At 71.0% G+C, this 5,435-nt stretch carries 3 protein-coding genes; all 3 read left to right on the forward strand.

The annotated features are described in order from the left end of the window. A partial coding sequence (locus ABZT04_RS45800) for an SDR family NAD(P)-dependent oxidoreductase (protein ID WP_356066637.1) occupies positions 1-2,943 on the forward strand: 2,943 nt, incomplete at its 5' end. 67 nt (positions 2,944-3,010) lie between these two features. Beyond that, entirely contained in the window at positions 3,011-3,292 is a 282-nt protein-coding gene (locus tag ABZT04_RS45805) for a hypothetical protein (RefSeq protein ID WP_356066640.1), read from the forward strand. Positions 3,293-3,403: 111 nt separating this feature from the next. Continuing rightward, entirely contained in the window at positions 3,404-4,942 is a 1,539-nt protein-coding gene (locus tag ABZT04_RS45810) for an AMP-binding protein (RefSeq protein WP_356066643.1), read from the forward strand. Positions 4,943-5,435: the final 493 nt, after the last annotated feature.

Genomic DNA, 5,435 nt, shown 5'->3' on the forward strand with positions numbered 1-5,435 from the left:
GTCACGAAGGGGTCGTTGGAGGGTCTGGCGCTGGTTGCGTCGGATGCCGGTCGTCCGTTGGAGGCGGGCGAGGTCCGGATCGCCGTACGAGCTGCCGGGCTGAACTTCCGCGACGTACTCATCACGCTCGGCCTCTACCCCGGGGAGGCGGCGCTGGGCAGTGAGGCGGCGGGTGTTGTCCTGGAGACCGGTTCCGCGGTCACGGACCTGACGCCCGGCGACCGCGTGATGGGCCTGATCCCCGAGTCGTTCGGTACGGCGGGGATCGTCGATCGGCGGATGGTTGTGCGGATGCCCGAGGGGTGGTCGTTCGAGCAGGCGGCTGCGGTGCCGGTGGTGTATCTGACGGCGTACTACGGTCTCGTGGAACTCGGCCAGCTGGTGTCTGGTGAGCGGGTGTTGGTGCACGCGGCGGCGGGCGGTGTCGGGATGGCCGCGGTCCAACTGGCCACGCGGCTGGGCGCGGAGGTCTACGCGACGGCGAGTCCGTCGAAGTGGGACGCCGTGAAGGCGCTGGGCGTGCCGGCCGAGCGGATCGCGTCCTCGCGGGACCTGGACTTCGCGGACACGTTCGCGCGGATCACGGACGGCGCGGGAGTGGATGTCGTCCTGAACGCGCTGGCCGGTGAGTTCGTCGACGCCTCGCTGGGGCTGCTGCCGCGTGGTGGCCGGTTCCTGGAGATGGGCAAGGCCGACGTCCGCGACCCGCAGGCCACCGCCGAGGCCCATCCTGGGGTGCGGTACCGGGCGTTCGACGCGTTCGACGCCGGACCGGACCACATCCAGGAGATGCTGATCGATGTGCTGGACCTGTTCGCCCGGGGTGTGCTGTCACACGCGCCGGTGCGGACCTGGGACGTGCGGGACGGGCAGGAGGCGTTCCGGTTCCTGCGCGAGGGCCGCAACACGGGCAAGCTGGTGCTCACCGTTCCGGGGCCGTTCGACGCGGACGGTGCGGTGCTGGTCACCGGTGGGACCGGGGGCCTGGGCGCGTTGGTGGCACGGCACTTGGTCACGTCGGGCGGTGCCCGGAATCTGGTGTTGGCGTCGCGGCGTGGGTTGGAGGCGCCGGGTGCGGGTGGGCTGGTCGCGGAGTTGGAGGCTGCGGGTTGTGGGGTGCGGGTTGCGGCGTGTGATGTGGCGGACCGGGGTCAACTGTCTGCTCTGCTGGGCTCGTTGGATGTTCCGCTGGTTGGTGTGGTGCACGCGGCGGGTGTTCTGGACGACGGTGTGGTGACGTCGTTGACCCGTGAGCAGTTGGACCGGGTGATGCGGCCCAAGGTCGACGCGGCGCTGCTGCTGGACGAGTTGACGGCGGACATGGATGTGAGGTCGTTCGTGCTGTTCTCCTCCGCCGCCGGACTGATCGGAAGCTCGGGCCAGGGCAACTACGCCGCCGCCAACGCCGTACTGGACGCTCTCGCGGCGCGCCGGAGGACGGAAGGTCGTCCGGCGGTGTCGCTGGCGTGGGGTCTGTGGGCCGAGGAGACCGGGATGGCCGGCGGTCTCGACGAGGCGGCGCTGGCCAGGCTGGCGCGGCAGGGCGTGCGGCCCATGCCCACCCCGCTCGCGCTGGAACTGTTCGATCAGGGCCGTCTGCACGACCGGGCCCTGGTGGTCCCGGCACGGTTCGACCTGGCCGCGCTTCGCGTCCAGGCCGGCGGCGGCCTGCTGGCGCCGCTGCTGACCGGCCTGACCGGTACCCCGGCCCGCCGTACCATGACGGGAGGCGGGGCACCGACCCGGCGGCTGGCCACCGTGCCCGAGAGCGAACGCGCGGGGGTCGCCCTCGAACTGGTGCGGTCCCACGTCGCTGCCGTGCTCGGCCATTCCTCGTCGGCGGCGGTCGATCCGGACCGCGGGTTCAGGGAACTCGGCTTCGACTCGCTGGCCGCGGTCGAACTGCGGAACCGGCTCACCCAGGCCACCGGCCTGCGTCTGCCCACGACCCTGGTCTTCGACCACCCGGAGCCCGCAGCCGTCGCCCAGCTCCTGCTCAGGGAGACGGCGGTGGAGGGCGAGGCGGCAGCGGCGACCCCGGCCGGTCGGGGCGGAGCGCGCCCGGCGGACGGGAACCCGGTCGGCGCCCCGTCCGGGAGCGGGACCGGCCAGGGCACGTTCAGCGCGTTGATCCACCACGCGCACGCGACGCAGTCGCTGCTCGAAGCGCTGCCGTTGCTCACCGAGGCATCGAGGTTCCGGCCCGCCTTCACCTCGTCCGCGCTGCCCGACGACGGGGGGCATGTCGTCAAACTCGCCTCCGGCGACGGCCTGCCCAAGCTGGTCTGCGTGCCGTCGTTCATGCCCGGCTCAGGCCCGCACCAGTTCATGCGGTTCGCCGACAGCTTCGAAGGGAAGCGGGACGTCTACGCCTGCTCGCTGCCGGGGCTGCGGGGCACGGACGAGGCGCCGGGCTCCTGGCGCGCCGCGATCGATGTCCTGGTCGCGTCGATCCGCCGTGCGGTGGGCGACGACCCGTTCGTCCTGGTCGGCTACTCGATCGGCGGCGTCCTGGCGCATTCGATCGCGGCCCGCTTCGAGGCCGACGGCGCGGGCCCGGAGGGGGTCGTCATGCTGGACACCCCCACGCCGACGGACGAGAAGGAGATCCTCGGTGTCTTCTCCTTGGTGATGGCGGAGATCCTCGACCGCGGGCAGGGAGCCACCGTGATCGACGACGCCGGCTGGCTGGCCATGGGCAGCTATGTGCGCCTGCTCGCCGAGCGGCGCCCCGACCGGATCGGCTCCCCGAGTCTGCTGATCCGCGCGGGCAGGCCGCTGGGGGAGAGCGACGACGTCTCCGACTGGCCTGCGTGGAACGTCTGCGACTGCCAGGTGGAGATCGCCGCCGACCACTTCTCCCTGATCGAGACGGAGTCCGCGCTGACGGCGGAGGCGACGGAGCGGTGGCTGACGGCCGACTCGCCGTCGGACGCGGACTGACCGGCCGGACGGGAAGTCCGGCCCGATGTGAAAGTCATGGAAAGTAATGAAAACAGGAGGAATTGACATGACGCTCGATGGCACGTGGGCGATCACCTATCAGGGTCCTACCGGCGACAAGCAGGCCGACCTGGTGCTCAGCACCGACGGGACGACCCTGACCGGAACCTTCGACGGCACGCCGATCGACGACGGCGAGGTCCACGGCGCGGATTTCAGCTACACCGCCAAGCTGACCTCCCCGGCCAAGATCAAGGTCAAGACCACCGGGACCTTCGACGGCGACACCATGAGCGGCAAGGTCAAGGCGGCGTTCATGACGTTCTCCTTCTCCGGTAAGCGCAGGTAGGTGCCCGCCGCTGTCCGGCGGCGGTCACGCGGCGGTTCCGATCTCCGACCCCGCGACGGCCGGAGATCGGAATACGCGAGCCATCGAGAGCGACGTCAGGAAGGGCCGCCCATGTACCTCACCCAATCGCTGCACCGAGCCGCGCGACAGTCACCCGACGTGCCGTTCACCGTGTACGACGGGCGCACCCACACGGCCAGGGAGACCTACGACGCGGTCTCCCGCCTGGCGGGCGGTCTGACCGGGCTCGGCGTGCGCAAGGACGACCGGGTGGGCCTGCTGTCACTGAACACGGACCGGTTCTGCCAGATCGCGCTCGCCACCGCGTGGGCGGACGCGGTCGTGGTTCCGCTCAACACCCGGTGGAGCGTCACGGAGCACGCCTACGCGCTGGACGACGCCGGCGTCACCGTCCTGTTCGTCGACGACGCGTTCCTGCCGATGGTGGCGGAGCTGCGGGCCAGGACACCGGGCCTGCGCACGATCGTGCACTGCGGTGACGGCCCCACCCCAGACGGCCTGCTGACGCTGGCCGAACTGCTGGCCGCCGAACCGGTCGAGGACGCGCACCGGCAGGGCGACGCGATGGCCGGCATCTTCTACACCGGCGGCACCACCGGCCTGCCCAAGGGCGTCATGCTGGGGCATCGCCAGCTCTACATCACGGCCCTGGGCACGCTGCTGCACACCGAACTCCCGCGCGGCGGCACGTCCGTCCTGGCCGCGCCCGCCTTCCACCTGGCCGGGTTCGCCTTCTGGATCGTCGGCATGCTGGCGGACATGACGACCGCGCCGGTCGCCGTATTCGACCCGGTCGGGATACTGCGCACCATCCAGGATCACCGCGCCAAGCAGACCCTGCTGGTGCCGGCGATGATCCAGGCGATCGTCGGCCACCCCGACGCGGACGCCTACGACCTGGGCAGCCTGGAGCTGCTGGCCTACGGCGCGTCACCGATCTCCGAGACCCTGCTGACCCGTGCCCGCGCGGCCTTCCGGTCCGCGCGGTTCCTCCAGGTGTACGGCATGACCGAACTGTCGCCGTCCACGACCCTCCTGCTGGACGCGGACCACGACGACCCGGTGCTGCGCCGGTCGGTCGGCCGTGCCGCCCCGTACGCCCTGGTGAAGATCGTGGACGAGAAGGGCACCGAGGTGCCGCCCGGCACGATCGGTGAGATCACCGCCGCCGGTGACCACGTGATGCTGGGGTACTGGAAGAAGCCGGCGGAGACCGCGGAGGCGGTCCGGGACGGCTGGATGCACACCGGTGACGTCGGCTACATGGACGAACGCGGCTATGTGTACGTTGTCGACCGGCTCAAGGACATGATCGTCAGCGGCGGCGAGAACGTGTACTCGACCGAGGTCGAGAACGTGGTCGCGAAGCATCCGGCGGTCGTCCAGGTCGCGGTGATCGGCCTGCCCGACGACAGATGGGGCGAGCGGGTGCACGCGGTGGTCACCCTGGTGCCCGACGCCACGCTCACCCTGGAGGAACTCCAGGAGTTCTGCAGGCGGGAGATGGCCGGCTACAAGTGCCCGCGCAGCCTGGAGATGGTGGAGCAGTTCCCGATGTCGGGCGCGGGCAAGATCCTCAAGCGGGAACTGCGCGCGTCCATCGGCACCGGTACCGGCGCGCGGGGCTGACACACCGGCACGGTGCGACGGCCCACGGAGAACCGGGCCGGGGCCGGTGGCGCGGCGTCCCGGCCCGGCGGGCGACGCGCGCGGTGATGGCGGTGCCGGGGTCCTCCGGCCGGGTCCGGATCGCGACGCGAACCGGGCCTTCGGCCTCCTCTTCACCACCATCGGCCCGGGGCCTGTCGGGATCGCCGGGCGAACGGATCGAGCACTGCCCGTTCGTTCCCCCGACGGTCCGCGCCGGAGGGTGTTGCCAGGACCACCCCCGATCCGGTCCTCAGGCCCAGGGACTGTGTGTGCCGTCGGCGGCAGGATTCAAGGCGTACCGAATCCGCCACACGGAAATTCCGGGGGACCCCATGAACGAGATATCGGCCAGGCGTCTTACAGGCGGTGCGGGAATCGCCGCAGCCGTCGCTCTCATCGTCGAAGTTCCGCTGTACTTCATCTATTCGGGGCCGCCGCCGGACGCGAATGTTCTCTCCCGGCTGCTGATCGG

Origin of the sequence: Streptomyces sp. NPDC005492 (assembly GCF_040605995.1) — a bacterium.
In the GTDB taxonomy this organism is placed as follows: domain Bacteria; phylum Actinomycetota; class Actinomycetes; order Streptomycetales; family Streptomycetaceae; genus Streptomyces.

What these genes read in the sequence shown, in the direction of transcription:
- ABZT04_RS45805 (WP_356066640.1), top strand. Translation starts at nt 3,011, where the DNA reads ATGACGCTCGATGGCACGTGGGCGATCACCTATCAGGGTCCTACCGGC.
- ABZT04_RS45810 (WP_356066643.1), top strand. Translation starts at nt 3,404, where the DNA reads ATGTACCTCACCCAATCGCTGCACCGAGCCGCGCGACAGTCACCCGAC.